General features: G+C 65.8%; 27 protein-coding genes. 13 read left to right on the top strand and 14 right to left on the bottom strand.

The genetic code is table 11. The features are described from left to right. The first annotated feature begins 81 nt into the window (after positions 1 to 81). From NG900_RS14660 to NG900_RS14635, 6 genes are all read left to right on the top strand, one after another. Complete coding sequence (locus tag NG900_RS14660; RefSeq protein ID WP_252681608.1) at positions 82 to 870, top strand: GntR family transcriptional regulator; 789 nt, start codon at positions 82 to 84, stop codon at positions 868 to 870. After that, entirely contained in the window at positions 867 to 2,591 is a 1,725-nt protein-coding gene (locus tag NG900_RS14655; RefSeq protein ID WP_252681606.1) for a fumarate reductase/succinate dehydrogenase flavoprotein subunit, read from the top strand. The genes NG900_RS14660 and NG900_RS14655 overlap by 4 nt, the downstream gene beginning before the upstream one ends. Before the next feature lie 2 nt (positions 2,592 to 2,593). Continuing rightward, a complete protein-coding gene (locus NG900_RS14650; RefSeq protein WP_252681604.1) occupies positions 2,594 to 2,857 on the top strand; it encodes a 4Fe-4S dicluster domain-containing protein in 264 nt (87 codons plus the stop codon). Between the two features lie 7 nt (positions 2,858 to 2,864). Next, positions 2,865 to 3,824: a HEAT repeat domain-containing protein gene (locus NG900_RS14645; RefSeq protein WP_252681602.1), complete on the top strand. Its 960-nt coding sequence runs from the start codon at positions 2,865 to 2,867 to the stop codon at positions 3,822 to 3,824. Beyond that, complete coding sequence (locus NG900_RS14640) at positions 3,811 to 4,101, top strand: DUF971 domain-containing protein (protein ID WP_252681600.1); 291 nt, start codon at positions 3,811 to 3,813, stop codon at positions 4,099 to 4,101. Before NG900_RS14645 ends, NG900_RS14640 begins: the two co-directional genes overlap by 14 nt. A gap of 97 nt (positions 4,102 to 4,198) precedes the next feature. Continuing rightward, positions 4,199 to 4,387: a substrate-binding domain-containing protein gene (locus NG900_RS14635; protein ID WP_252681598.1), complete on the top strand. Its 189-nt coding sequence runs from the start codon at positions 4,199 to 4,201 to the stop codon at positions 4,385 to 4,387. A 30-nt stretch (positions 4,388 to 4,417) separates the two neighbouring features. Here the strand turns inward: NG900_RS14635 and NG900_RS14630 are convergent, their stop codons facing one another. Further along, entirely contained in the window at positions 4,418 to 4,975 is a 558-nt protein-coding gene (locus NG900_RS14630) for a YbhB/YbcL family Raf kinase inhibitor-like protein (RefSeq protein ID WP_252681596.1), read from the bottom strand. 177 nt (positions 4,976 to 5,152) lie between these two features. Here NG900_RS14630 and NG900_RS14625 point away from each other — a divergent pair, with 177 nt between their 5' ends. Continuing rightward, on the top strand, positions 5,153 to 5,710 hold the full coding sequence (locus NG900_RS14625) for a YggT family protein (protein WP_252681594.1): 558 nt from the start codon (positions 5,153 to 5,155) through the stop codon (positions 5,708 to 5,710). Positions 5,711 to 5,809: 99 nt separating this feature from the next. Continuing rightward, complete coding sequence (locus NG900_RS14620) at positions 5,810 to 5,992, top strand: glycine zipper 2TM domain-containing protein (protein ID WP_252681592.1); 183 nt, start codon at positions 5,810 to 5,812, stop codon at positions 5,990 to 5,992. A 24-nt stretch (positions 5,993 to 6,016) separates the two neighbouring features. On the opposite strand, the gene NG900_RS14615 is transcribed toward NG900_RS14620, so the two are convergent. Beyond that, the gene (locus NG900_RS14615) at positions 6,017 to 6,985 is read right to left on the bottom strand and encodes a GlxA family transcriptional regulator (RefSeq protein ID WP_252681589.1); all 969 of its coding nucleotides are present in this window, start codon (positions 6,983 to 6,985) and stop codon (positions 6,017 to 6,019) included. Positions 6,986 to 7,121: 136 nt separating this feature from the next. On the opposite strand from NG900_RS14615, the gene NG900_RS14610 reads away from it, so the two are divergent. Further along, positions 7,122 to 7,790 (top strand): cysteine hydrolase family protein, encoded by a 669-nt coding sequence (locus tag NG900_RS14610; protein ID WP_252681587.1) that lies wholly within the window; start codon positions 7,122 to 7,124, stop codon positions 7,788 to 7,790. 123 nt (positions 7,791 to 7,913) lie between these two features. Next, positions 7,914 to 8,072 carry a hypothetical protein gene (locus NG900_RS14605; RefSeq protein WP_252681585.1) on the top strand — a complete coding sequence of 53 codons (159 nt, stop codon included), beginning with the start codon at positions 7,914 to 7,916 and terminating at the stop codon, positions 8,070 to 8,072. Here NG900_RS14605 and NG900_RS14600 read toward each other — a convergent pair. The 8 genes from NG900_RS14600 to NG900_RS14565 all read right to left on the bottom strand — a co-directional run bounded on the left by NG900_RS14600 (position 8,069) and on the right by NG900_RS14565 (position 16,646). Then, positions 8,069 to 8,584, bottom strand: a complete 516-nt coding sequence (locus NG900_RS14600) for a hypothetical protein (protein WP_252681583.1) — start codon at positions 8,582 to 8,584, stop codon at positions 8,069 to 8,071. The two genes, NG900_RS14605 and NG900_RS14600, sit on opposite strands and share 4 nt — an antisense overlap. A gap of 180 nt (positions 8,585 to 8,764) precedes the next feature. Next, positions 8,765 to 10,189 (bottom strand): nucleobase:cation symporter-2 family protein, encoded by a 1,425-nt coding sequence (locus NG900_RS14595; protein ID WP_252681582.1) that lies wholly within the window; start codon positions 10,187 to 10,189, stop codon positions 8,765 to 8,767. A 147-nt stretch (positions 10,190 to 10,336) separates the two neighbouring features. After that, positions 10,337 to 11,098 (bottom strand): hypothetical protein, encoded by a 762-nt coding sequence (locus NG900_RS14590; protein ID WP_252681580.1) that lies wholly within the window; start codon positions 11,096 to 11,098, stop codon positions 10,337 to 10,339. 257 nt (positions 11,099 to 11,355) lie between these two features. After that, positions 11,356 to 11,970 (bottom strand): DUF2894 domain-containing protein, encoded by a 615-nt coding sequence (locus tag NG900_RS14585; RefSeq protein WP_252681578.1) that lies wholly within the window; start codon positions 11,968 to 11,970, stop codon positions 11,356 to 11,358. Beyond that, on the bottom strand, positions 11,945 to 12,598 hold the full coding sequence (locus NG900_RS14580; RefSeq protein ID WP_252682159.1) for an OmpA family protein: 654 nt from the start codon (positions 12,596 to 12,598) through the stop codon (positions 11,945 to 11,947). Before NG900_RS14580 ends, NG900_RS14585 begins: the two co-directional genes overlap by 26 nt. Positions 12,599 to 12,603: 5 nt before the next feature. Beyond that, positions 12,604 to 14,703, bottom strand: coding sequence for a DUF802 domain-containing protein (locus NG900_RS14575; RefSeq protein ID WP_252682157.1), 2,100 nt, complete (start codon positions 14,701 to 14,703; stop codon positions 12,604 to 12,606). A gap of 18 nt (positions 14,704 to 14,721) precedes the next feature. Continuing rightward, positions 14,722 to 15,441 carry a DUF3348 domain-containing protein gene (locus NG900_RS14570; RefSeq protein ID WP_252681576.1) on the bottom strand — a complete coding sequence of 240 codons (720 nt, stop codon included), beginning with the start codon at positions 15,439 to 15,441 and terminating at the stop codon, positions 14,722 to 14,724. An 86-nt stretch (positions 15,442 to 15,527) separates the two neighbouring features. Continuing rightward, positions 15,528 to 16,646, bottom strand: a complete 1,119-nt coding sequence (locus NG900_RS14565; RefSeq protein ID WP_252681574.1) for a 3-deoxy-7-phosphoheptulonate synthase — start codon at positions 16,644 to 16,646, stop codon at positions 15,528 to 15,530. Positions 16,647 to 16,859: 213 nt separating this feature from the next. Here NG900_RS14565 and NG900_RS14560 point away from each other — a divergent pair, with 213 nt between their 5' ends. Continuing rightward, on the top strand, positions 16,860 to 17,942 hold the full coding sequence (locus tag NG900_RS14560) for an MBL fold metallo-hydrolase (protein WP_252681572.1): 1,083 nt from the start codon (positions 16,860 to 16,862) through the stop codon (positions 17,940 to 17,942). A gap of 29 nt (positions 17,943 to 17,971) precedes the next feature. Here NG900_RS14560 and NG900_RS14555 read toward each other — a convergent pair whose 3' ends face one another. Genes NG900_RS14555 through flhA form a run of 4 tightly spaced genes read right to left on the bottom strand, consistent with a single transcriptional unit; the run spans position 17,972 to position 23,523 of the window. Next, a complete protein-coding gene (locus NG900_RS14555; protein ID WP_289813807.1) occupies positions 17,972 to 18,733 on the bottom strand; it encodes an RNA polymerase sigma factor FliA in 762 nt (253 codons plus the stop codon). Between the two features lie 8 nt (positions 18,734 to 18,741). Continuing rightward, positions 18,742 to 19,530 carry a MinD/ParA family ATP-binding protein gene (locus NG900_RS14550; RefSeq protein WP_252681570.1) on the bottom strand — a complete coding sequence of 263 codons (789 nt, stop codon included), beginning with the start codon at positions 19,528 to 19,530 and terminating at the stop codon, positions 18,742 to 18,744. A 22-nt stretch (positions 19,531 to 19,552) separates the two neighbouring features. Further along, positions 19,553 to 21,436, bottom strand: a complete 1,884-nt coding sequence (gene flhF, locus NG900_RS14545) for a flagellar biosynthesis GTPase FlhF (RefSeq protein WP_252681567.1) — start codon at positions 21,434 to 21,436, stop codon at positions 19,553 to 19,555. After that, positions 21,433 to 23,523, bottom strand: coding sequence for a flagellar biosynthesis protein FlhA (gene flhA, locus NG900_RS14540; protein ID WP_252682153.1), 2,091 nt, complete (start codon positions 23,521 to 23,523; stop codon positions 21,433 to 21,435). The genes flhF and flhA overlap by 4 nt, the downstream gene beginning before the upstream one ends. A 282-nt stretch (positions 23,524 to 23,805) precedes the next feature. On the opposite strand from flhA, the gene NG900_RS14535 reads away from it, so the two are divergent. Beyond that, a complete protein-coding gene (locus NG900_RS14535) occupies positions 23,806 to 24,546 on the top strand; it encodes an IclR family transcriptional regulator (protein WP_252681564.1) in 741 nt (246 codons plus the stop codon). A gap of 39 nt (positions 24,547 to 24,585) precedes the next feature. Next, positions 24,586 to 26,196 carry an OPT/YSL family transporter gene (locus NG900_RS14530; protein ID WP_252681562.1) on the top strand — a complete coding sequence of 537 codons (1,611 nt, stop codon included), beginning with the start codon at positions 24,586 to 24,588 and terminating at the stop codon, positions 26,194 to 26,196. Positions 26,197 to 26,221 lie beyond the last annotated feature (25 nt).

Below are 26,221 nucleotides of genomic sequence, written 5' to 3'. Positions count from 1 at the left end.
ACCATATCGAAAAAGCTTCGTTCCCCTGCAATCGCCAGCTTTTTAGACTGGGCGCACTTGTTATGACGAGTTCGCACCCAGATGACGACGTCCCTCTCCTCCCCACGCCTGCCGGCCCCGCCACTCTATGAGCGGATCAAGGGCGCGTTGCGCGAGGGCATCCTCAGCGGGCAGTACGCGCCAGCGTCCTTGCTGCCTTCCGAAGCTGCCATGTGCGCGCAGTTCGGCGCCAGCCGCATCACCGTGCGCCAGGCACTGGCCGATCTGCAGAACGAGGGGCTGATCTTCCGCCGCCACGGCAAGGGCACGTTCGTGAGCCTGCCGAAGGCCTTCCAGAACGTGACGGCGCTGCAAGGTTTTGCCGAAGCGATGTCCGCGCACGGTCACGCGATCCGCAACCGCGTGCTGCGGCTGGGAACGGTGCCGGCCCCCACCGATGTCGCCCAGGCGCTGCAACTGGCGCCCGGTGCGCCGGTTGCGGAGTTGCATCGGGTGCGGCTGCTTGATCAATCGCCTGTGTCATTCGAGGTGACGTGGCTGCCGGAAGCGCTCGGCAACATCGTCGCCCGCGCCGACCTGGCCACGCGCGATGTGTTTCTCGTGCTGGAGCAGGACGCCGGTGTGGCGCTCGGGCACGCCACGCTGGCCATCGATGCCGCGTTGGCGGATCACGCCACCGCCGCCGCGCTGGATACCGGCGCAGGCGCGCCACTGCTGCGCGTGGAGCGCCTGACGCACGACGCCCACGGCACGCCCATCGACTTTGAACGCCTGTATTTCCGCGGCGACGCCTTCCAGTACCGGCTGCGGCTGGACCGGCAAGTGGCTGCCGCCTCGCAATCCATCCTCCCCTTGCAGGACACCGTATGAACACGCTGGAATTGGAATACGACCTCGTCATCGTGGGTGGCGGCACAGCCGGCCCCATGGCCGCCATCAAGGCGAAGGAGCGCAACTCCGCGCTGCGCGTGCTGCTGATCGACAAGGCCCACGTCAAGCGCAGCGGCGCCATCTCGATGGGCATGGACGGGCTGAACAACGCGGTCATTCCCGGCCATGCCACGCCCGAGCAATACACGCGCGAGATCACGCTGGCCAATGACGGCATCGTCGATCAATCGGCCGTGTATGCGTATGCGCAGCACAGCTTTGCCACCATCGAGCAGCTCGACCGCTGGGGCGTAAAGTTCGAAAAGGACGAGACGGGCGACTACGCCGTCAAGAAGGTGCACCACATGGGCAGCTACGTGCTGCCGATGCCGGAGGGGCACGACATCAAGAAAGTCCTGTATCGACAGCTCAAGCGCGCGCGGGTGGAGATCACCAACCGCATCGTCGTCACGCGCGTGCTGACCGATGCCGATGGCGCAGCGTGCGGCGTGCTCGGCTTCGATTGCCGTACGGCGGATTTCCTGGTGGTGCGCGCAAAGGCCGTGGTGCTGAGCTGCGGTGCGGCCGGGCGGCTCGGGCTGCCATCATCGGGCTATCTGATGGGCACGTATGAGAACCCCACCAACGCGGGCGACGGCTATGCGATGGCGTATCACGCCGGTGCGGAACTCGCCAACCTGGAATGCTTTCAGATCAACCCGCTCATCAAGGATTACAACGGCCCCGCCTGCGCCTACGTGACCGGCCCACTGGGCGGCTACACCGCCAACGCGCGCGGCGAGCGCTTCATCCAGTGCGACTACTGGAGCGGCCAGATGATGTGGGAGTTCTACCAGGAACTACAGGGTGGCAAGGGGCCAGTGTTCCTCAAGCTCGACCACCTGGCCGAAGAAACCATCCAGACCATCGAGACCATCCTGCACACCAACGAGCGCCCAAGCCGCGGCCGCTTCCACGCCGGGCGCGGCACCGATTACCGCACGCAGATGGTGGAGATGCACATCTCCGAGATCGGCTTCTGCAGCGGACACAGCGCATCGGGCGTGTACGTGAATGCGCGGGCGGAGACCACGGTGCCGGGCCTCTACTCCGCTGGCGACATGGCCGCCGTGCCGCACAACTACATGCTGGGCGCGTTCACCTATGGTTGGTTTGCCGGGCAGAACGCGGCGGACTACATCGCCGGCCGGCATGGCGAAGCACGCATCGATAGTGAGCAGATCGAACGCGAGCGCGCGCGCATCTTCGCGCCGCTGCAACGTGATCATGGCCTCGCTCCCGCGCAGGTGGAATACAAGCTGCGCCGCATGGTGAACGACTACCTGCAACCGCCGAAGGTCACACGCAAGATGGAAATCGGCCTGCGCCGCTTCGACGAGATTGCCGAAGACATCACGCACCTGCACGCACGCAACCCGCACGAGTTGATGCGCGCGATGGAAGTCAGCTTCATCCGCGACTGCGCGGAGATGGCAGCACGCGCCTCGCTCTTCCGCACCGAGAGCCGCTGGGGCCTCTACCACCACCGCGTGGATTACCCCGAGCGCGACGACGCCAACTGGTTCTGCCACACGCGCCTGGTCAAGGACGCGCGCGGCGCGATGGCCAGCCGCAAGCAAGCCGTCGAACCCTACGTCATCCCCGTCGATGTACGCGGTACCGATTCCTACGCGCACCTGCGCATCCCCCAGGCAGCCTGATCATGTCTCACGCCCTACTCTCGTTTCACACGCCTCACGACATCGCCTCGCGCAGCAGCGCGCCTGTCACCATCGACGAAGCCAAGTGCATTGCCGACAAGGGCTGCACGGTGTGCGTGGATGTCTGCCCGCTCGACTTGCTCGCCATTGATCTGACCAAAGGCAAGGCGTACATGCAGTTCGACGAGTGCTGGTACTGCATGCCATGCGAGCAGGACTGCCCGACCGGCGCGGTGAAGGTCGACATCCCCTACCTGCTGCGTTGAGGGCGCGATGACGACAACACACCTGGCACGATTGCATGACATCGATGCGGCCACACGCCGCGTCGCCCTGTTGCAGCTCGCCGATGAAGAAGACGCCGATGCGCTGCCCGATGTGATTGCGCTGCTGGCGGACGACCCCGCGCCCGAGGTGCGATTGGAAGCCGCGCGCATCCTCGCAACCTGGGAACAGCCGGACACCGTGGCTGCACTCGCCCGCGCGCTCGAAGACACTGATGCAGCCGTGCGTGATGCGGCTGCGCTCGGCCTGGGCGAATTGAAATTGGCGGACTCGGCCGCCGTGCTGTTGCCCTACGTGAGCCACGCAAGCGCCTTTGTCCGTGCAGCGGCCCTGCGTGGCTTGCGCGAGTTGCGCGTGCCCGACAGCGAAGCGCCCGCCCTGCGCGCCTTGCAAGACACCGATGCCACCGTCCGCCGCGAAGCCGTGGCTGTACTGGGCTGGCGCAAGCATATCGCCGCACTGCCGGCCTTGGCAGAACGTGCACACCATGACGAAGATGCGGAAGTCCGCCGCGCGGCCGTGGGCGCGCTCGGCTTGGCGACAGATGCCTCCGTGCTGCCCGCGTTGCTCGATGCGCTGCGCGACGGCGCCTGGCGTGTGCGTGAGGAAAGCGCCAGCACGCTCGGCAAGTTGCGCGCGCTCGCGCCCGATCCCAACGTCTCTCAGGCATTGGTTGCAGCGCTGGCGGATGATTACTGGCAAGTTCGCCTGCAAGCCGCTCGGGCGCTCGGCCGCTGGCGCGCCGCGCATGCCGTGGATGCGCTCGCCGCGCTGTTCGCGCACCCCATCAGCAATCTGCGCAAGGAAGCGGCGCTGGCACTTGGCGAGATCGGCGAAGCCGCTGCCCTACCCACGCTGCGCAATGCGCAGAGCGATGGCGACCCCGAAGTCATCAAGGCAGTGCGCATTGCGCTTGCGCAGATCGAGGGCGCCAGTGCAGCCACCTGAGCGCATCGACAACGACGTCACACACGGCCAATTGCAGCTGGGCTGGGCCCACGCTGCCATTGCACTGGACCACGCCGCGCTGCGCGAAGCCTGCCGCTGCGCCGAGTGCCAGTTCAAGCGCCACCACGGCACGCCCGTCAGTGCGCCGGCCGATGTGCGCATCACTGCCATTGAGCCTGTGGGCTACGGTGTGCAACTGATCTTCAGCGATGGACACGCGCGTGGCATCTATCCATGGGCCTACCTGGCTGAACTGGCTGCCATAGCAACAGGCTAACGCCAGCTGCGTCTATGCACATGCAATCTTGTTCGTTCCTTCGCGCACGGGCGGTCCGTAGCATCGACCGCACAACACCTGACTCTCTGGAGGAATCATGGTGCCGCATATCCAGTACGTCGGGCCGCTGCCCCCTGCCATTCAGAACGACACCGTGTATGCCGCCGGCCTCAGCGCCCATGCAAAAAGCGTGAAAGACGCGCAGACACTGCTGGATGCGCTAGGCAGCAAGGAGGCCGCCGCCCTGCTCGAGCGCAAAGGCATGGAGCCGGCGACACCGCAGTAAGCGCGGTGGTGCAGGCAAGGCCATCGGACGTTAGTTGCCAAAGCGACCGATCAGCGCCGTTGCCCCCTTGGTGTGCCCCTGGAGCGCGGCGTCGAGTTCTGCGCGGGTGAGCCCGTTGGCCAGGGCATCTGGTGCGAGGTCGGTGGCGATCAGCACAAACACATAGTGGTGCAAGCCCGTGCCCTTGGGCGGACACGGCCCCAGGTAGGCCGGCTTGCCGATGGCGTTCTGTGCCATGCGAAGCCCACTCCCCGTACCTGCACCTTCGGCCAAGCTCGTCTGCGTGGCGGGAATGCCGTAGGCCATCCAATGGTTCACGCCCAAGCCACCCGCGCCCTGCGGGTCCGTTACGATCAGCGCCAGGCTCGCGGTGCCGGCCGGCACGTTGGACCACGCCAGTGGCGGCGAGAGGTTGTCACCCGTGCAGTTGGCGTTGGCGGCGTTCTTACCGGCGTATTTGCGGTCCATGACGCCGTTGTCTGCAAACGCGGCCGATCGAATGGCGAACGTGTCGGCCTGCGCATAGACGTGCGGCGCAGCAGACAGGCAAGCCCACGAGAACAGCGCGTAAAACAGAGGGGATTTCAAGATGCATCTCCTGGAAAGGAAGCCGACGGACGGCCACCACACTATGCGAATACAACGTCCGTGGCGGCCACATCACCGCACAGATTGCCCTCAGAGTCCCGTGCGACAATAGTCCGCCCCGGGGCACCCCGCTGCCTCGTGCTTGTTGCCTGACCTGACCATAGGAGATCCGGACGCATGTTCGGCGATATCACGCGTTTTCTGCTCGACACGATCTTCACGCTCTTCGGCGCTGCACTGCTCTTGCGTGCCTGGACGCAAGCGGTGCGCCTGTCACCGCGCAACCCGCTGTCGCAGGCGATCTTCCAACTGACCGGCTGGCTGGTGCACCCGCTGCGCCGGGTGCTTCCGGCCACGGGCTATATCGACTGGTCGTGCCTGGTCGCCACGTATGCCACGGCGCTGGTGTACCTGCTCCTGGTGCTGGCCTCGGTGGGCGTGAGCCCGGTAGCGTTTCTGCCGATGGGCTTTGTGGCGGCACTCTTCACCGTCATCAAGTGGGCGTTCAACGTGCTGGTATGGGTGACCATCGCGTCGGCCGTGCTGTCGTGGGTGGCGCCGCATTCGCCCATGGGCGCGGTGCTCGGCACGCTGGTCGACCCGCTGCTGCGCCCGATCCGCCGCGTGGTCCCACCGCTGGGCGGGCTGGATCTTTCGCCGCTGATCCTCCTGGTGGTGGCGCAGGTGATCGTGATTGCGCTGTCGCATCTGTCGCTGTCACCGCTGTTCATGTGAACGGCGATGCGCCCCCCACGGTGCGGGCGCCAGGATCACGCCGCCACGGCATGTCGTTTGCTCAATGTTCCGTACCCCGGTGGTCTTCAGGAGCCCATCATGAAACATTGGAAAACGGCATTGATCTGCGTGGCGGCTGCACTGGCGCCCACGCTCTCGGCATGTACGGCAGGCGGCGCAGTGGCAGGCGGTGTGGCGGGCCACGAACTCACGCACAGTACGGCCGGCACGATCGGTGGCGCGGCGGCAGGCGCGGTGATCGGCCACGAGTTGGAGAAGTAACCGGCCAAGCGCTCGCAGCCTCCCTCAGGCTTGCGTGAAGAGTGCGCGGTAGGCGCTCGGCGACGTGTGATATGTCCGGCTGAAATGCTGCCGCAGCGACACCGCGCTGCCGAATCCCGCCAGCTGCGCGATCGACTCGACGGGCTGGTGTGTGGTCTCCAGCATGCGCTGGGCATAGGCGAGGCGCTGGCCGAGCAGCCACTGGCCGACGGTCGTGCCCGTCAGTTCGCGAAAGCGCCGCGTGAAATTGCGGCGGCTCATGGCCGCGCGCTCGGCCAGCGAGTCGAGCGTGTGCGGCTCGGCCAGGTTGGCGACGGTCCAGTTCAGCAAATCGGAAAGACGATCCCCGCCGGGTGCATCGTGCAGCGGCTGCTCGATGTATTGCGCCTGGCCGCCCTGCCGGTGCGGCGCCACCACCAGCCGCCGCGCAATGCGGTTGGCCACTTCGGCGCCATGCCAGCGGCGCACGAGGTACAGGCAGCAGTCCAGTCCCGCAGCCGTGCCCGCTGACGTCACCAGCCGCCCATCATCGGCATCCAGATACAGCACATCCGACACCAGCTTCACGCGCGGATAGCGCTGTGAGAACGCTTCGACCGCGCTCCAGTGCGTGGTGGCTTCATGGCCGTCAAGCACGCCCGCTTCGGCCAGCACGAACGCCCCTAGGCACAGTCCGACCACCGTGGCCCCGCGCTCGTACGCGTCGCGTACGGCATTCACCATGGCGGCGGGTGGACGCTCGTGGGTATCGCGCCATGAGGGCACGATCAGCACATCGGCGCGGGCTGCATCTTCGAGCGTCAGGTCGGTCTGCACGGCAAACCCGGCGGTGGTGCGCAGGGCGCCCTTCGGGGCGGGTTCTCCGGCGCAGATGCGCAGGTTGTACGACGGCAGCCCCGCCCAGATGCGGTCTTCAAACACCAGACACGGCACGGAGAGGTGAAACGGGCTGATGTCGTTAAAGGCCAGAACGGCAATTTCCTGGGGATGCATGTAGACACCTCGCTTTGGCCCGATTCTTTCGATGAATGTCTTTTGGGCCACTGTCGGGAAGCATAGCCATCCACGAAGATGCTGTCCACGGGCTCGCACAAACGCCCGATCCCAACCCGCTCCAGGAGCTTTTGCCATGACTGCCAACGCCACCCCGGCCACCCCGAAGCGCGCCCTGATCGTCATCGATGTACAAAACGAATACTTCACGGGCGGCCTGCCGATCGAGTATCCGGACCCGCAGCAGACCGTCGCCAATATCGGCGTCGCCATGGACACGGCGCGTGCGGCAGGCATTCCGGTGATCGTTGTGCAGCAGACCTCGCCGGCCAGCTCGCCGCTGTTTGCCATCGACACCGATGGCTGGCAACTGCACCCGGTGGTGGCCTCGCGCCCGCATGACCACTACCTGCGCAAGCTGCTGCCCAGCGCGTACCCGCAAACCGATCTAGCGCAGTGGCTGGAAGCACGCGGCATCGACACGCTCACCGTGGTCGGCTACATGACGCACAACTGCGACGCATCGACCATCAACCACGCGCTGCACAACGGCACGGCGGTGGAGTTTCTGCACGACGCGTCGGGTTCGGTGCCGTATCAGAACCAGGCCGGCTTGGCGAGCGCGGAAGAGATCCACCGCGTGTTCAGCGTGGTACTGCAGTCGCGCTTTGCGGCCGTGATGTCGACCCAGGAATGGGTGCACAGCGTGAAGACCGGCGCGGCGCCGGTGCGCGACAACATCTACAAGTCGAACCAGCGGGCGCGCGGTCTGCTGCAGGATGACGTGGCGCAAAAAGCAGCGTGATCACGCAGCCACGCGAGCAAGCGCCCCGCCCGGCGCTGGGTGCCTGTTTGCGTCTCGCATGGCGTTCTGGTCTTCAGCCGACCTAGACTTCAGGGGACGATGCCTGCCACCCCAGGAGAAGCCATGAAACACATGACGATGCGTTTCCTGCTCGCCGTTGCGATGCTGACTGCGGTGAGCGGCACCGTTGTCGCTTATGCAGCCCTCTACTCACCCATGGCCCATGCCGAGCCGTGCGGCGGTCGCGGGTACCCGGAGGGCAAAGGCGGCTGCCAGCCTTAGCTCAGCATGCTGTTGTCTTCGGCCGGCAGAAACCCCCGAAAAGACGTCTTGACCTGTTCCACCATCGACGCGGAGGTGACCTCGTGCAACGCGGTCATCAATGCTTCAAAGGCACCCTCCACCGCAGCGCGGTCGGTCGCCTCGACAAGGCGCACGCGGATCGGATGTTCCGCCGAGCTGAATGTCCGTGCCGCAATATCCATCAGGTACATGCGCGCTGCGGCCAGCGAGCGCTTGCGGTTGGGGACAGCGGCCTTGGGCGCCTCGGGTTCGGCCACCGGCGTATCGTCGGTATCCGCCCGGCTGCGGATGAAGCCCGCCTGCACCAGGTCGAGCACGGCCTGTGCCCCCAGGCCAATCTGGCCGGCACGCGCGGCAAGGTCCTCGCCGGTGGCATGGCCGTCCACCATGATCAGCAGTGCGCGGCTCGATCGGTTCAGCGCGCCGCCGCGCGTGGCGATTTCGTGGCGCCCCGCCTCGGTTTTCTCGAATCGTCCTGCCAGCCCCTGCATGGCTCCTCCTCTCTCCCCCGAAGATCGGCCACAACCTAAGGCGGCTTATTTGCAGGAACGTGAAAGCTGTGCGTCTTTCGCAAAGCCATTGCAGTGCAAACGCTTGCGCTCAGCCGGGCGTCGCCAAAGCAAAACACCCCGCCTGAAAGCGGGGTGTTGCGGGATTGCAGCTTGCGGTACTCAGTGCGCCGCGGCGGCGCCGTGCATCACCTCGTGCGAGCCGCGCACGCCGTTGAACCAGGCATTGAGCACCACCGCCACCAGCGTGCCCAGCACGATGCCGCTGTGGGTGATCGGGCGCATCCAGTCCGGGAAGTGATGGAAGAAGGTCGGCGCCAGCGTCGGCACCATGCCAAAGCCCACCGACACGGCAATGATCAGCAGGTTGTGGCGCTGCTGCTGGAAATCCACCATGCCCAGCATACGGATGCCGGCTGCGGCCACCATGCCGAACATCACCAGGCCCGCGCCGCCCAGCACGTACTGCGGCACCGAGGCCACCACGTACGACAGCTTCGGAAACAGCCCCAGCACGATCAGCAGCAGGCCGCCGGCCGCCGCCACGTAGCGCGAACGCACGCCCGTGATCGACACCAGCCCGATGTTCTGCGAGAACGACGTATGCGGGAACGTGTTGAACACACCGGCCACGACCGTCGCCAGACCATCGGCGCGCAGGCCGTTGGTCAGCTCGTTGCGCGAGATGGGCTTGCCCACCACGTGCGACAGCGCGAGGAACATGCCGGTCGACTCCACCAGCGTGATCACGATCACGATGCACATCGAAATGATGGCCGACAGCTCAAACCTGGGCATGCCGAAGTGGAACGGCGTGACCAGCGTCATCAGCGGCGCGGCGCTCGCATCGGCCAACGACACCTTGCCGAAGGCAGCCGCCACCAGCGTGCCGATCACGATGCCCAGCAGCACGGCGATATTGCACAGCAGCGCATTGCCGAACTTCGTCAGCAGCAGAATGGTTACCAGCACCAGCGCGGCGATGGCCAGGCCGAACGGATCGCCGAAGGCCGGGTTCGGCACCATGTGGGTCACGCCATCCACCACCTGCGGAATCATCTGCTGGCCGCCGGCGGCCCAATTGATGCCCACGCTCAGCAGCGAAAAGCCGATCAGCATGATGACCGTGCCCGTCACCACACGCGGGAACAGCCCGAGCAGCCGGCCCATCAGCGGCGCAACGGCAATGCCGAACACACCCGACACAATGGACGCCCCGAAGATGCCGGGCAGGCCCATGCCGGGCTCGACGCCGATGGCGATCATCGGCGCCACGGCGGCGAAAGTCACGCCCATCATCACCGGCAGCCGGATCCCGAAGATCAGGAAGCCAAGCGACTGGATGAGCGTGCCGATACCGGCCGCAAACAGGTCGCAATTGACCAGATACGAGAGGTCGCTCTTCGACAGGCCGAGCGCATTGCCGACAATCAGCGGCACGGCGATCGCGCCGGCGTACATCACCAGCAAGTGTTGCAGGCCGAGCGCGAACAATCGCGGCAGCGGCAGGAACTCGTTGACGGGATCTACGGGGGCGTCGACGTTTGTCGACAAAGCAGGCGAGGGTTGGCCGGGGGATTGGCGCATTGTCTGTCTCCTGAGGCCGCTCCCGTGTCGGTGCAGGGAGCGTGCTTGGGGCAAAAAGGGATGGAATCCCGTCTGCCGGCATTCGCGCGGCATGATGCCGCGTATTTGCCGGAATCTTGGCGGCGCATCATTTTCCTGTCAACAATTTCAATCGTTTTTTGTGTACATATTTTGCGTTCCGAAATGCGTGTGCGCTTCGAACATCCCAACTCCTTGATAAAGCGCGCCCGAATCGAACCGCACGCAGTACAGGATGACGCAGCGCAACATCCCGCTTTCGGTAACAGCCGGAATCAGCCGATACGTGCTGCCGCCAAACAGGCTGCCGCCCTGGCAAGCCACGCCAAGGGTCGGCTGGCACTGGCGAATCAGCAGACTGGCCGCTGCCCCGCCCACGCAGAGGTCGAGCTTGCCCGCAATGCAAAGCACGCCGTTGCACCAGACCATGTCGAGCTTGCCGACCACCGTGGCCGACAGTCCGGCGCCGCCCATGACGGTCGGCGTGGTGAATACCCCTTCGCTGCCGCGCACCGTCTGCTGGTGCACAGGCACATTCCAATGCTCGACTACCGCGTAGTGGAAATCCCCGGCATGGCCGCCCACGGCTGCCGGGCGCACGCCGATGCGTACCTGCCCGTGCGTCCAGCGTCCGTGCAGGTAACCGCGTTGCAGATGCAGGTCAGCCAGCCCGGCGGTATCGCCTGCAAGCCGGTAGTCGTTGATACCGACAACGGCGCCCGATGGCAGTTGCGCGAGCCAGGCCGCGCTTCCGCTGATCTGTCGCGCCGATTCCCCCAGCAGGAAGCGGGGCGAGGCGCGATGGCGTATGGAGGAGGGTGAGGAGGTGGAGCGTGGGGGAAATGTCGCGATCCGGGCATCAGCCAGCAAGACCGTCTGGTCTTGCGGCATCGATTCCTGCGGGCCGGTTAAATGACGATGGCTACCGGCCCCTTTTTTTTCGCATCGCGGGCGTCCGTGACATCGATTTGGCAGGCCAATGGATGGTGTGAATGCATGGTGGCGCTATGAGGACGATGTGAGGAGGTGGATCTGCCGCAGTACAGCAGGCCTCGGCGAGGCCGTTTCAGCCTAGGCAGCGGTCTGTCCGAAGTTCAGAAACCAACACAAGTTGATATTCCAGCAGGCTCGGGATGGCCATCGCCGCATCAGCGTGACTTGCTTCGCGTGCTCTTCCTGCCGCCGCCGGTGCGCGGCGCATCCTGGGGCGTGATGGCGCTGTCGCCGCCCATCTGCTCCAGCCAGGACAGCGCGTCGACATACCCCAGAAACTGCCGCAGGTATTCCGGCGAGACCTGCCGCATCAAGGCGAGCGACCGGTGCACCAGGCTTTGCGAATTCAACGGGCCGGCGTTGGTCGGCACCTGATCCACCGACTGCCGTACCTGTTTCTCGGCGCTGAGCCTGGACCACGTTTCGCGAAAGTCTTCGAGGATGCCCAGATCCGGATACACGCCGCCCACCCCGCCCACGCCGCGGCGTTGACGGGCCATGTCTGCAAGCAACACCGCCAGTGCGCCACGCTCCGCCTCGGACGAGGCGGTGGAAGTTGTCGGATCCAGACTGTCGGCGCCTGCCGCCAACAATGCGCGCAGCCGTTCGTCCGCAACACGGCGTGCCTCGCCGGTCTGACTGGCGGCGCGCCGATGCAGGGCCGCGATCAAGTGGAAACGAATAGGGTCGCGCCGCTCCACGCCTTGCTCACGCAGGCGGTCGAGCTGGGCCGCGATGCTCGGGTCAGTGCTGCTCACCGCGTCCGCCATTCGATGCCGCCGATCTCGGCACGGGTGCAATCTCCACACGCCGGTTCTTGGCACGGCCCTCGTCGTCGGCATTGGAGCTCACGGGCTGCTCCGACCCGAACGCCGCCGCAAACACGCTTGCAGCGGGAATGCCTTCATCGATCAGCGCGCGTGTCACCGTCAGCGCGCGCTTGGCCGATAGTTCCCAGTTGTCGGCAAACTGGCGGTTGCCCGCCCTCACCTGCTGGTCGTCGGCAAAGCCGCTCACCATCAGGATCTCGTCGCGCGACTTGAGATAGGCAGACAGCGGCCCCGCCAGGCTCTTCAGCAGCGTGCGCCCCCCGGGCTGCAACTGGTCGGAATTGAGCGCGAACAGCACGCTGCCATTGATGCCGATCCGCCCATTGACGAGCGTCACGCGCCCCGCCGCCAGCGGTCCGGCCAGCGCCTGCTCCAGCGTCTTGCGGCGCTGCGCCTCGGCCTCGCGCTGCTTGACCTCGTTCGCCAGCTTGGACGACAGCTCCAGCTGCACGCCGATCACGCCCACGAGAATCAGCACGAAGGCGCCCAGCAGCACCGACATCAGATCGCCAAACGCAGCCCAGACGGGCGCGCTCGCCTCTACGCCACCGTCGAACTCGTCGCCCATGCCGCTCATGCTGCGGCAACTCCTGTCACGGTCCGATGACCGCCCAGGCGTTGCAGATCTTCCAGAATCTGCTTCTGCGACAGCATGCTCAGGTCCACCACCTCGCGTGCCTGTGCCACGTAGTAGGCAAGCTGCTCGTCGCTGCGCGTGAGGGATTTGTCCAGCGCGGATTCAATGCGCTCCAGATGTGCCACCAGCTTGTCGTTCGATGCGCCGAACAGCTGAACGGCCGCCCCGAACGCCTCGCCCAGGCTGGCCACCTCGATGGCGCTGCCGGTGACTTGTGCGGCCACGGTGCTGAGCTTGCCGGTTTCGGCCTCAACATGATCCGTGAACCGGGTGCCGACCCGTTCGAGCAAACCGGCCGATGTCGCGACCAGCGCATCCACCGCTGTGCGTTGCTCGGTGGACGCATGGTTCACGGCGTCGAGCAGCGTCTCCAGCGTGCCGAGCAGGCGCGTGCGCTCTTCCAACATGGCCGTATCGCGCACCATGCTATCGGACAGCTTCTGGCGCAGTTCGGCCACCACTTCAGCCGCGGCCTTGGGCGCTTCCGATGCCGTCTGCACCAGGCGCGAGATCTCCGCGATGGTGCCATTGGCGTGGGCCTGCGTTTGCGCAGAGATATCGTTCGCGGTTTGCGCCAGCGCATCGCAAATGGCCTGCTGGCGACGCGCGGTGTCGTTGCCCGCCGCTTCCCAGGCCTGGCTCAGCGCAGCGGCGGTGGCGCCGAGCGCATCCGTCCAGGCTGCGAGGCGCTGCTGGTCGCGCGCTTCCAGTGCCGCCTGCAAGGCCGTGTGCGATTGCCCCACCGATTGCAGCAGCGATGCGGCGTGCTGCTCGAACGTGGCGGTGGCCGCTTCCAGTGCATGTCGATTCTGGCTGGCCAGTTCGGCATGGGTACGTGCTTGCTGTGCGAGCCCATCGCTCCAGGCGCCGGACAGGTCGCCGGCTGTGGCCTCCAGCCGCGCGGACACGCTGTCGACCAACCCGGCCGCGCGTTGCTCGAACGTCGCGGCAAAACGCTCCAGCGAAGTACCCACGTGGCCCACCAACGTTTCGCTGGCGCGCTGTTGCGCCTGCAGGGCATGGTTCCAATGGCCGGCCACGGTTTCGGTTGCGGCTTCAAAGCGCGTCGACATGCCATCGAGCTGACGCTGCACCGCCTGCGTGACGGCCTCGTGCAAGGCAGCCGATTCGCGTGCAAGCCCCGCCATGGTCGACTCGGCAACGGGCTGCAGCGCCGCACTGGCCGCGCGGGCGCTCTCGGCGGCGCTCTCCCTCAAGGACTGCCCCACCGAAGACGCGAGCTGGCTGTAGGCGAGTTCCGCCTTGTCGAGAAACGCCTGCTGGTTGGCGAGCTGCCGTTCGTGGCTGGCCGTGCCCTGTTGCTCCAGCGCAGCCATCATGGCCTGCAGCCGGTCAACCAGCGCCGGCATGGTGTCGGACTGGCGTTGCAGCAGCTTGAAGGTCTCTTCACGTTGATGCGCGTGCGAAAAAACGCGCAGCGTCGTCGCGATCTTGGCGTCGAGCGCCTGCACCGCCTGCAGCCGCTCGCGCCGGCACAGTGCCGAGAGCAGCCCCAGCATGGCGGAGGTCGCCACACCGGCAATCGAGGTACCGAACGAAAACCCGAGCCCCTTGATCGGCGCGGCGAGCGAGGCGCGAATGGCCTGCAAGTCGGTTGCGCTCTCCAGCGCGGCGCCGGTGCCATTGAGCGTGACCACCATCCCGAGCAGCGTGCCCAGCATGCCGAGCAAGACGAGCAGGCCCACCAGATACGGCGTCAGCGCAGGCGCAGGCAATGCGGTGCGCTCACCTTCCACACGCAGGCGCACGGCATTGCGCAGGCTCGGCGGCAGGTGTTCAAGCCATGTACCAAGCGACGCTGGCGCCTCGGACAGACTGGCAACCGCGTTTGCAAAGGCGCCCGTGGCCTGCTGATAGCGGCGCAACTCCTGCGCGCCCGCCAGGTAGACCGCCCCAATGACAATCGTCACGACCAGCGCGAGCAGGTTCAGGCCGACGAGATAGCCGATGGCAATCCAGCCCACGGCCGCCAGCCCAACGGCAAACAAGAAAAGATTCAGGTGGTTTCTGGACATCATGTCCCGCTGTCCTGCTTAACTGGGCCGAAGGGCTGCAAGCAACCCGTCGACCGGTTGAAAACGCACATCCAATTCCGCCAGCAGCACGCTCTGCATGTCTTTGCGGAACGCCTCCAGCCACGCACGCGACTTGGCCGGAGATAGGCTCTCGGCAGGCGGTTCGGTAGCGCGCAGCCGTTCGAAGTGTTTGCCAAGCCATGCCGGAATCGTGCTCAGCAGCGCACGCTCGCGTGGGGCCAGCGCCTGCTCCATGCTGGCATCCAGCACTGCAAGCCGCGCCAAGTCGGGCGTTGCCGCCGCCAACAGCCGCCGCAGGCGATCGCGCAATGTGCCGATCTCCAGTTCCATGGTCTGCTGCATCAGCACGTACCGCTGCCGGTAGTCCGCATAGTCGACCGTCAGCGGCGCAGGCGCGCTCTGGATCGGCTGGCGCGCCTTTCCGCCCGGTCGTGTCTCGGGTGCGCAGGTGGAGGCGATGGCCTTGGTCAACGCGGTGCGCTGGCGAGCGCACATGGCCTCTGCATCCGCCACCACGGGCCGTCCGCTCGAAACAAAGGCCGGCGGATGGGTGCTCAGTGCCGACGACAATGTGATGGCGTCAGTCCAGTTCAGCCATTGGCTCAGCCGGTCTGAGAGCAATTGCCGCGATTCGCGCACATCGACGTCCGCCAGGCGAGCAAGTAAACGGATCAGCACAGGGCCGCTGAGTGCCGTGCGCGGCGGGTCGTGCGCCATGCTCGAGTGCCAAAAAAAGGCAGCAGTTTACACTGCTGCCCGATGCCCTTCCCCCGGTTTTTGATCCGGCGGGTGCAGGCGGTGGTTCAGCCGCCGCGCCGGGCTCGCACCGCCGCAGCGAGCGTCTCCAGCACCGGCTCGGTCTGGCCCCAGCCAAGACAGGCGTCGGTAATCGACACCCCACGCTGCAAAGGCACGCCCGGCTTCAGATCCTGGCGCCCTTCTTCCAGGTGGCTTTCGATCATGACACCGGTGATGCGGCGCTCGCCGGCAGACAGCTGCTGCGCCACGTCCTGGGCCACATCGATCTGCTTCAGGTGCGATTTACCCGAGTTCGCGTGCGAGCAATCGACCATCACCTGCTCGCGCAGCCCGGCCTTGCGCAGGATCGCACCGGTCTCTTCAATGGCCGCCGCATCGTAGTTCGGCCCCTTCTTGCCGCCGCGCAGGATGACGTGCGCATCGCTGTTGCCGCGCGTCTCGAAGATGGCGGCCATCCCCATCTTCGTCATGCCCATGAACGAATGCGACGAACGCGCCGCCAGAATTGCGTCGGCCGCAATCTGCACGCCGCCATCGGTGCCGTTCTTGAAGCCGATCGGGCAGCTCAGGCCCGAGGCAAGCTGGCGATGGCTCTGGCTCTCGGTCGTGCGAGCGCCGATCGCGCCCCAGGCCACCAGGTCGGCAATGTATTGCGGGCTGAGCAGATCGAGAAACTCCGTGGCGACCGGTAGCCCCAGCGCGTTGACCTCCAGCAGCAGCTCGCGGGCGCGGCGCAGCCCTTCGTTGATGCGGAAGCTGCCATCGAGGCGCGGGTCATTGATATAGCCCTTCCAGCCGACCGTCGTGCGCGGCTTTTCGAAATACACGCGCATCACGATCAGCAGGTCATCGCGCAGCCGGTGCGCGACGTCGTTGAGCCGATGCGCGTATTCCATCGCCTGATCGTGGTCATGGATCGAGCACGGTCCGACCACAGCGATCAGGCGGTCGTCACGCCCGTTCAGGACGTTTGTGATGGCGATGCGGCTCGCCTCGACATGGGCCTGCACCTCGGGCGACACCGGGAGTTCATCCAGCAGCAGCGCCGGAGAGATCAGCGGGCGCACCGCGCCGATGCGTACGTCATCGATACGGGTCGTGTCTTGGGTGGCGTCGGCCACGCCGACTTCCTGGTCATGCTGGGGGTTGTCTATACGCATCATGGAAAGCGAGGTTCGAAAGGCATGGGCAACCCGCATGGTGCTACAAGTCGACCGCCAATGGGGTGATGAAGCGCAATCCGGCACGGGGGAGTACCCTTGCGAAGCCGCCGCACCGCCCTGATCTGGGTGAATTCTGCCCCTCTGCCAGCTTCCCAACCGAGCCGAAGCGTCCGCGCCTCTCCTTTTTCCGCTGGATGCCACCGCCATGGTGAAATGAAAAATCCCCACTACGATCCGTCCAAGCCCCACCACACGCCGGATGGCTTCCGCAATCGCTATCCCCACCCACGCCCCGGCGGCGACTTCTGGCAATGGCAGCGCGAGCGCCGGCGCCTGAAGCTGCCCAAACCGCCCACGCAAGACCTCTCGTGCGTTGCGCCGAATCTGGCCGCCGTACACCAGCCGCCCGATGTGCCGCAGTTGACCTGGATCGGCCACGAAACGCTGCTGCTGCAAATCGACGGGCTGAACGTGCTAACCGATCCGGTGTTCTCCAAGCGTGCCTCGCCGCTGCCGTTTGCGGGGCCGCAGCGGCACCAGCCGCCGGGCCTGTCGCTCAAGCAGTTGCCGCATATCGACCTGGTGCTGATTTCGCACAACCACTACGACCATCTGGACAAAGCCAGCGTGCGCGCCCTGATGCGACAGCCGGGCGGCGCACCGATGTTTTTCGTGCCGCTAGGCATCGACCGCTGGTTTGCCCGCAACGTACGCGGCGCGCGCCTCACCGGTAACAACGCCAACGTGCGTGCGTTCGACTGGGATGACGAAGCGGAATTCGGCCCTTTTACCGCCCACTTCTGCGCCGTGCAGCACTGGTCCGCACGCGGCCTGTACGACCGCAACCAGACGCTGTGGGGCAGCTGGGCGCTGCTGCATCCGCGGCTGCGCTTCTGGTTTTCAGGCGATCTGGGATATTCGCAGGACACGCGCGACATCGGTGCGCGCTTCGGCCACTTTGATGTGGCAGCCATTGCCGTGGGCGCCTATGAACCGCGCTGGTTCATGAAGGCGCAGCACATCGACCCAGCCGAGGCCGTGCAGGTGATGCACGACATCAGCGCGCGGCAGGCCGTGGGCATCCATTGGGGCACGTTCGAGCTGACGGATGAGCCGCTCGACCAGCCCATCACCGACCTGGCCAACGCACTGAAGGCGGCTGACGTGCCGGCCGAGCGCTTCCTCCTCTTCCGCCATGGCGAGACTCGTGTGTGGGATGCCGCCAGCGCCCGCCTTGTCACCGAACTTCCCAAAGACAAAGCGCGGCCACGAGATGACTCGCTGGCCGCGCAGTAGCGTTCTAGCAGGTCGAGGCTAAGCCGACATCAGGTCGGCGTCGGCAGCCATGCACGGTCACGCAGCCGTGCGCGGATGCGGGCAATCGCCTGGCTGTGGATCTGGCACACGCGCGATTCCGACACGCCCATCACGGCGCCGATTTCGCGCAGGTTCAAATCCTGCTCGTAGTAGAGGCTCATCATGAGCTTTTCGCGCTCGGGCAGGCCTTCGATGGCGGCGACTACCGATTCGCGCAGGTCGTGGTCCAGCAGTTGGTCCAGCGGCGTGGCGTCGTTCTCGGCGGCACGGTTTTCGATGAAGGCGTCGGCGTCTTCGCGGTCGAAGTCTTCGTAGTACAGCAGTTGGCTGCCTTGCAGGTCGACCAGTTGCTTCTGGTAATCGGCCAGCGACATGCCCAGCGCCGCAGCAATTTCCGTTTCGGTGGGCGCGCGGCCCTTCTGCTGCTGCAGCTTCTGGATCGCCTGCTCGATCGTGCGCGCGTTGCGGCGCAGGCCGCGCGGCAGCCAGTCGGAGCCGCGCAGTTCATCCAGGATCGCACCGCGAATACGCTGCGCTGCGTAGAACTCGAACTGCACACCCTGCGTTTCCTCGTAGCGCGACAGCGCGTCGAGCAAACCCATCATGCCGGCCTGGATGAGGTCGTCCAGTTCGACGCTGGCCGGCAGCTTGACCATCATCTGGTTGGCAATGCGACGTACCAGCGGTGCGTACGTGGCCATCTCGTCGGACTTGGTCTTGCGACCCGTTGCGGTGTACATATCCATGCCTGCCTTTGGCGCTTCGTTCATGCTGCGCCTCAATAAACCAATTCGGCCGCGCGCGCGGTGGCGCGAGGCGTCAGGGCCGGCGCTGCCTGCGCCGATCCGTCTGCCGGCTGTGCCGGTGCACGCGCCGACATGACCACCCGCGACGGCGTGCCGCCGTCACCGGCTTGGGCCTGGGCGCCCACACTGCTGGCCCAGCTCAACATTTCTTCGGCCAGTTGGCGGAAGGCCACGGCCGAAGGCGATGCGGGAAACGCGCTCGCCACGGGCTTGCCGAGCGAGAGCGCAAGTTCGGTGTGCCGATCCTCGGGGAGGTAGCCGGCAAAATCGATGCGTGTGTTCAGGTACTGGCCCACGGTGTTGGCCAGGTTGCCGAACACGCGCACGGCGGAATCGACCGAGTGCGCGCCGCATACCACGGTGCGGATGCCACGCCCTTGCCGATTCGTGCCTTGCAGCACAGCGGTTTTCTTGAGCAGCGTGTACGCGCTCTTGAGGCCTTCGGGGCCATCCGCGAACGTCAGCAGCACGTCGTCGCAGGCCTCGGCCACGGTGGCGAGTGCCCGGGTGCCGAAATGTGCGGCGACCAGCGTCACGTCGGCTGTTTCGTCGTACTGCTCCAGCATGCCGGTCACGGCCAGCATGGTCTGCGCGCTCACCACGGCGGCGTCGCGTCCCATGGCAGCCAGCGCAATGCGCAGGTTGTCGACAAAGTCATCGACCTGCTCTTGCGCCCCGATTACCAGCACGCGTCGGGCAGCGGCATGGCCGAGCATGCGGCGCAGCCCTGCGGCTTGATCCTTGGCGAATGGAGTCGTCATGGTCGCCTCTTCTTTTTCTGACTCAGGCGAAATCGAAAGCGGCCAGGCCGGGTTCGCGGTCGAGCTGGCCACGGACGGCGGAGCCTTGTGCCACCAGCAGCGATTCATCCGAGTCCAGCGTGAACGACGACTGCTCGGCACCCGCGCGGAACGAGCGGTGAATCAGCAGCTTCTTGTTCGGCACGGCAATGTCTTCCGGCACGCGCTGGCCGTACGACACGTAGTGCAGCGGCAGGCGGCGGCGGATCATCACGTCCATTGCGTGGCCCACGGAAGCGGCCTCGTCGATCTTGGTGAGGATGCAGCCGGCCAGGTTGGCATCACGGTAGGCACCCACCACTTCGTCGAGCGTCTTGCCGTTGCTCGTGGCGTTCAGCAGCAGCAGGCGTTTGATGGACGGGCCAACTGCATGCAGCATCGCGATCTGTTCAGACACGGCGCGGTCACGCTGGCTCATGCCGATGGTGTCGATCAGCACCACGTGCTTCTCGCGCAGGTCGGCCAGCGCCAGGCTCAGGTCTTGCGCGTCTTTGACGGCATGCACCGTAACGCCCAGGATCTTGCCGTAGATGCGCAGCTGTTCGTGGCCGCCGATCCGGTAGCTGTCGGTCGAGAGCAGTGCCACGCGCGATGCACCATGGCGCAGCACAAAGCGCGCGGCCAGCTTGGCGGTGGTGGTGGTCTTGCCCACGCCGGTCGGGCCCATCAGGGCAAACACGCCGCCCTGGTCGAGCAGGCTGTTTTCATCCGACACGGTGGTCAGGTTCTTCTCGATGGCGCGCTGCACGAAGTCCAGTGCGCCATCAAACGTGTCGTGCTGCGGCATGTTCTCGAGCACGTAGCGCGTGAGCTGCGCCGAGAACCCCGCATTGAGCATGGTCTGGAACAGGCGCGTACGCACCGGGTCGCCCAGCTTCACACCCAGCGAGGCGAGGCTCGACATGGCGTCGGTCAGCGTGCTCTTGAGCGTTTCGATCTCGCCGACCATGCGGCGGGTCATCACGTCGTTTTCGGCACGGATGCTCTCCGTCAGGTCCGCCTTGATGGCCGAACGCTGCAGGCTCATGTCTTCGCGCGGGGCGTCGGGCATGTCCATCGTGTCTTCCATGCGGACAAAGATGTCGGATGGCTTGCGGGCTTCAGCCTCTGCCTTGAGCGTCTCGGCCTTCTGCTGTTCGGCGCGCAGGCTGCGCGCCTGGGCTTCCACGCGCTCGGCAAAGCTGCGCAGCGAGGCCGGTTGGTCGCTCTCGCGCGCGTGTTCGCGGCGGGCGGCAACGCGGGCGGTCGATTCAGCGGGCGCCTGCTCTTCGTCTTCCACCACGGTGCGGCGGGCGATGAACTGCGCCGTGCTGGCCAGCGCCTGCGCGGCTTCCTCGTTTGCGCGGTCGAGCACAGCCAGCATGCGGGGCGAAACCACCAGCGCATCGTCAGCCGGCGCCTCTGCCGAGGCACCCAGTACTACATCGTCATCCACGCGCGTTTGCAGCGTGCGGCCGGCCGGCTTGGTCTGAGCCACTGCAGCCGGTACCGGCGTGACTGCTTCCTGCGCAGCCGCGCGGCGCGACGCGATGAAGCGGTTGCGCAGGCGGGCCAGTGCGCCCGGCGCCGCCGATTCCGCCTGAGCCTCGGCGGCAGGCGCAGCCGCAGCCGCAGCAGCAACCGTGGCCACCACAGGCGCGGCAGGCGCCGGTTCCGGAACCGGCGCGGGCGAGGCCGGACGGCGCTCGGCGGCTTGCGGCATCGGGTTGTCGATCAGCGCATCGAGGTGCGAATCGCACGCGGCGATGATTTCAATACCGCCCGGCACGGCGCGGTTCGAGAGGATCAGCGCGCCATCGCCCAACTGGTCGCGGACCTTGCGCAACACGTCGCGCGACGTCAGTCCGGTGAATCGATGCATCTTCATGCGCGGCCTCCAAGCATGGCGACAACCTTAATCGTTCGGTGATCTGGAATTTCTGCGTGCGAGAGCACGCGCAGGCTCGGTGCAGCACGCTTGAACAGGCGTGCAAGCATCGGGCGCAGTGCGGGCGGCACGAGCAGGACGCCCGTCTGGCCCATCTGCTCGTGCTGGCGCGACGAATCGGCGGCGGCTTGCATGAGCGAGTCCGCCAGTTGCGGTTCGATCGGGCCGGCATTCGAGCCAACGACGCTTTGCAGCAAGATGTTCTCCAGATTCGGGTCAAGCGTGACGACCTGCATTTCGGTCTTGTTCGGGAACAGCTGCTGGGCAATCGCCCGGCCCAGCGCGATCCGCACGGCGGCGGTGAGTTCGGCGGGGTCTTGCGTCCTGCCTCCGTGCTCCGCCAGCGTCTCGACGATGGTGCGGATGTCGCGGATGTGCAGGCCTTCGTCCAGCAGGTTCTGCAGCACCTTCTGCACGGTCGCGACGGGCAACAGCTTGGGCACGACGTCTTCGACCAGCTTCGGTGCTTCCTTGGCCAAATGATCGAGCAACTGCTGCACTTCCAAACGGCCGAGAAGCTCGGTGCTATGGGTGTAAATCAACTGATTGACGTGGGTGGCGATGACCGTGCTGCAATCGACCACGGTGTAGCCCTCGGCCTGCGCGCGGTCGCGCACATCGGCGGTGATCCACATGGCCGGCAGGCCAAAGGTCGGGTCCACGGTGGGCGTGCCGGGCAGTTGTGTGCCCAGGCGACCATCCTGGCCACCCGGGTTGATGGCCAGGAACTTGCCCTGCTGCACCTCGCCCTGCCCGATTTCCACGCCCTTGAGCGTGATGCGGTACGACGATGGACCCAGCTCCAGGTTGTCGCGGATGTGCACCACCGGCGCCAGGAAACCCATGTCCTGCGTGAACTTCTTGCGGATGCCCTTGATCCGCCGTAGCAGCTCGCCGTCCTGGCTCTTATCGACCAGCGGGATCAGGCGGTAGCCGATCTCCAGGCCCAGCACGTCGACCCATGACACGTCGTCCCAACTGGCTTCCGGCGTATCGACCGGGGCAATCGCCTGCAGCACGGGCTCGACTTCGGGCGTCTCGCGCTTCTTCTTGAGGTACCAGCCCAGATAGCCCAGGCCGCCGCCAAACAGGATGAACGGGATGTGCGGCATGCCCGGCACCATGCCCAGCAGGCCCAGCACGCCGGCGGTGGTCATCAGCACCATCGGCATGGCAAACAGCTCGCTCGACAGTTGCTGGCCGACGTCCTTGTCGGTCGACACGCGGCTGACCATGATGCCCGCCGCGGTGGAGATGACCAGCGCCGGAATCTGCGCGACCAGGCCGTCGCCGATGGTCAGCAGCGTGTAGTTGGTGACAGCGTGGCCGATGTCCATGCCGTGCTGGAGCACGCCCACGGCCAGGCCGCCGACGATATTGATGAGCAGAATGGCGATGCCCGCCACCGAGTCGCCGCGCACGAACTTGCTGGCACCGTCCATGGAGCCGAAGAACTCGGCTTCCTGCGCGATGGCCGTGCGGCGCTTGCGGGCTTCGTCTTCGCGGATCAGGCCGGCGTTCAGGTCGGCGTCGATGGCCATCTGCTTGCCGGGCATGGCATCGAGGGTGAAGCGCGCGCTGACCTCGGCAATCCGGCCCGCGCCCTTGCTGATCACCATGAAGTTGATGATCACCAGGATGACGAACAGCACGATGCCGACGGTGTAGTTGCCACCCACCAGGAAGTGGCCGAAGGCTTCGATCACCTTGCCGGCCGCGTCCGGGCCGGTGTGGCCGTCCATCAGCACCACGCGGGTGGACGCCACGTTCAGCGACAGCCGCATCAGCGTGGTGATCAGCAGGATGCTCGGAAACGACGAGAAATCCAGCGGCTTGAGCGTGTGCATGCTGATCAGCAGCACGATGATCGACAGCGCGATGTTGAACGTGAACAGCAAGTCCAGGATGAACGGCGGCAGCGGCAGCACCATCATCGCCAGGATCAGGATGATCAGCACCGGGCCGGCGGCCGAGCGGTAGTCGCCCTGGCGCAGGAAGCTTTGGACTCGGAGCAGTGCGGCGTTCATCAGTAGGGGGGCTTGCAGCGGGGGCTTTTCGATGAATGCCATCTTGCTGCCCACGCCGCCAAACCGAAGAACCGAGAAAGCCGCCCAAAAGGCGGCTTTTCTTTGGAATACCCCACCACCGAGGGGTGCGGTTCTGCATTCGCCCGCCGACAGGGGCGCACGAGAAGTGCGCAAAACCAGACATAAATAAAAGAACAGCGTTTACCCGAATAGCGTTTCGGCTTGTCCATTTGCAAACTGCGCGAACATTTACAGAGACACTGTCTCTATAGGAGAGACACCATGCTGAAATCGCTGAGCGGTGCGCTGCAACTGATGCGCTACTTCACCGCCGAGCAATCGGTCTGGGGCGTGCGGGATTTGGCCGCTGCCAGCGGCGTGCACCGCGCGGTCGTGCAGCGCGTGCTGGCGACCTTCGCGGAAGAAGGCTTTCTTGTGCAGGACGAACTCGGCCGCTACGCGCTGGGCCTGCGCTGGTTCGAGCTGGGCGAAATCGTCCGCCACACGCTCTCGCCCACGGACGTCGTCAAACCGGCGCTGAGCCGCCTCGCGCAGCAAACCGGCGAAACCGTCTTCCTGTCGCTGCTCGACGGCCATGAAGGCCTGTGCCTGGACATGGCCCACAGCGGCCAGCCGCTGCGTTTCTCGATCGAAGAAGGTCAGCGCTTTGCGCTTGATACCGGCTCGCACGGCAAGGCGATGCTGGCGTTCCAGAGCCCGGCCCTGTGCGATGAGGTATGCCGCAAGGCGCGTGGCCACGTGGTCGACCGCGCCGCGCTCGATGCACACCTCGCGCGCATCCGCGAAGCCGGCTGGGCCTACACGAGCGAAGAAGCGGTACCCGGCGTCTCGGGCCTGGCGATTCCGCTGTGGTCGAAAGACAAGCGCACCGTCGTTGGCTCCCTCGCCATCGCCGGGCCAGTGCAGCGCCTGGACGAACAGGCGGTACCCAAATTTCTCGACGCGCTGCACGAAGCCCGCCAGACGGTCGAACGCGCGATCGGGCTGATCAAGCGCGCCTGAAGCACGCGCCCCCTCCATCAAGACACCTGAGTGAGACACATGTACCCGACCCCAACCACCACCGAGGCGCCCGACAGTGGCAGCCAGGGCGCGGCCTCTGCACCACGCTTTCTCGAACCCCTGCTGCTGATCGTCTCGATCGTGCTGTCGGTGTTTGGCGCCATGATCGGCATGCAGCTGATCGTCTCCCTCGGCATCTCGGCCAACACGTCGATCATCGGCGCGCTGATCGCGATCGTCTTCTCGCGCATCCCCATTGAAGTCGCACGGCGCTTTCGCTCGCTGGAGCGGCAGAACCTCGTGCAGACGGCCATTTCGTCGGCCACGTTTGGCGCGGCCAACTCGCTGATGATCCCCATCGGCGTGCCGTATGCGATGGGCATGCCCGAGCTCGCCACGCCCATGCTGATGGGCGCGCTGGCGGCCATGCTGGTGGACGGCGCGATGCTGTACTTTCTGTTCGGCAGCAAGGTGTTTCCGGCGTCGGGCAGCTGGCCCTCGGGCGTGGCCACGGCCGAAGCCATCTGGGCGGGCGACCGCGGCGGGCGCAAGGCAGCGTTCCTGGGCCTTGGCGTGGTGGTGGGCGTGGCCGGCGCGTGGCTTGGCGTGCCGATGTCGGCGTTTGGTGCCGCGTTCCTCGGCAACCTCGCAGCGCTCACGATGTTCGGCATCGGCCTGCTGGTGCGCGGTTATTCCGAAGCGCTGGTCGGCATCGACATTGCCAAGGCCTACATTCCGCATGGCCTGATGATCGGCGCAGGCACGGTCGCCCTGTTCCAGGTAGCGGGCGAAATCCGCCGTGCGCGCGCCGCAGCCAACAGCGGCCCCGGTTCGGATGACGTATCGCCTGCGCGCACCGGCCGGATTCTCGGCGGCGGCTTCGTGATCTACACCCTCATCGCACTGGGCATCACCGCCGTCACCGGCTTTGACGGCATGTCCCCCGGCATGGTGGTCGCGTTCGTGCTGTTTGCCGCGTTTGCCGCCTACGTGCACGAGCTCATCGTCGGGATTGCCGCCATGCACTCGGGCTGGTTTCCCGCGTTTGCGGTGGCGCTCATCACGCTCACGATCGGCATCCTGATCGGCTTCCCTGCTCCGGCGCTGGCCGTGCTCGCGGGCTTCTCGGCTTCCACCGGCCCGGCCTTTGCCGACATGGGCTACGACCTGAAGACGGGCTACCTGCTGCGTGGCTCGGGCAAGGACCCGGCGCTGGAACTGGCCGGGCGCCGCCAGCAGCTGATTTCCGCCATGACGGGTTTTGTGGTGGCGGGCATCGTCGTCATCCTGTTCCACAAGGGGTTCTTCGAGCGCGGCCTGCTGCCGCCGGTGGACCGCGTCTATGCCGCCTCCATCAAGGCCGGCACGTCGATGGAAGTGGCGCGCGCGCTGATCCTGTGGGCCATCCCGGGCGCGATCCTGCAATGGATCGGCGGCGCCAAGCGCCAGCTCGGCATTCTGCTGTCGACCGGCATGTTGCTGTCGTCGCCGCTGGCCGGCTTTGCCGTGCTGATCGGCCTGGCGATCCGGTTCGCGCTGCTGCGCCTGCGCGGCGACAAGGACATCGCCGAGATGAGCGCCTTTGCAGGCGGCGTCATCGCCGGGGATGCGCTGTTCAGCTTCACGCGCTCGGTGCTCAAGCTCAAGTAATTGTTTTATGCATCAGGAAAGACTC

The sequence above is a fragment of the Ralstonia soli genome (assembly GCF_023955655.1).
Taxonomy (GTDB): Bacteria; Pseudomonadota; Gammaproteobacteria; order Burkholderiales; family Burkholderiaceae; genus Ralstonia; species Ralstonia soli.
The sequence above is the reverse complement of the archived record's forward strand: the minus strand, read 5'-3'. Positions and strand labels throughout refer to the sequence as shown.